Raw genomic sequence first — 683 nt, forward strand, 5'->3', positions numbered from 1 at the left:
AGTGGCTCTTACCGCCTCATCTGAGCTTTTCGCAGGTTAGCACGTCCTTCATCGCCTCTGACTGCCAAGGCATCCACCGTGTACGCTTAGTCGCTTAACCATACAACCCCAAGGGGTCTCGGTATCACAACCAAATGTTCGTTACTCAGCTTACGCTGAGTCGCCGGATATCAAGACACTTGCAAGAAGTTTACTCTTACAATTTCTCGAGAAATTTATCAGCTTATCCAAATTGTTAAAGAGCGGGCTTTAAAAAAGCCAAAGGTAAATTTTGCAATTTATCTTTGGCCTCTTTGCCATAAAGAGTAAGTGGTGGAGCTAAGCGGGATCGAACCGCTGACCTCCTGCGTGCAAAGCAGGCGCTCTCCCAGCTGAGCTATAGCCCCATACCGTGTGGCGACCAATCTCAAGGAAGATTGGTGGGTCTGAGTAGATTTGAACTACCGACCTCACCCTTATCAGGGGTGCGCTCTAACCAACTGAGCTACAGACCCATCGCCGTGCGCTGCTTGCGCAGCAGACTCTCTATCTTCGTCAGACAATCTGTGTGAACACTCGACGCGAGCAAGAATTCATGTCGTTAAGGAGGTGATCCAGCCCCAGGTTCCCCTAGGGCTACCTTGTTACGACTTCACCCCAGTCATGAACCACAAAGTGGTGAGCGTCCTCCCGAAGGTTAAACT

The 683-nt window shown here is 50.1% G+C and carries 2 tRNA genes and 2 rRNA genes; all 4 read right to left on the reverse strand.

The features are described 5' to 3' along the window. Positions 1–100, reverse strand: a 23S ribosomal RNA gene (locus KUV81_RS19650); the annotation flags it as partial. 210 nt (positions 101–310) lie between these two features. After that, positions 311–386, reverse strand: a tRNA-Ala gene (locus KUV81_RS19655). 31 nt (positions 387–417) lie between these two features. Next, a tRNA-Ile gene (locus KUV81_RS19660) sits at positions 418–494 on the reverse strand. A gap of 87 nt (positions 495–581) precedes the next feature. Further along, positions 582–683 (reverse strand): 16S ribosomal RNA (locus KUV81_RS19665); the annotation flags it as partial.

It is taken from the genome of Ferrimonas balearica (assembly GCF_019802085.1).
GTDB classification, from domain to species: Bacteria; Pseudomonadota; Gammaproteobacteria; order Enterobacterales; family Shewanellaceae; genus Ferrimonas; species Ferrimonas balearica_B.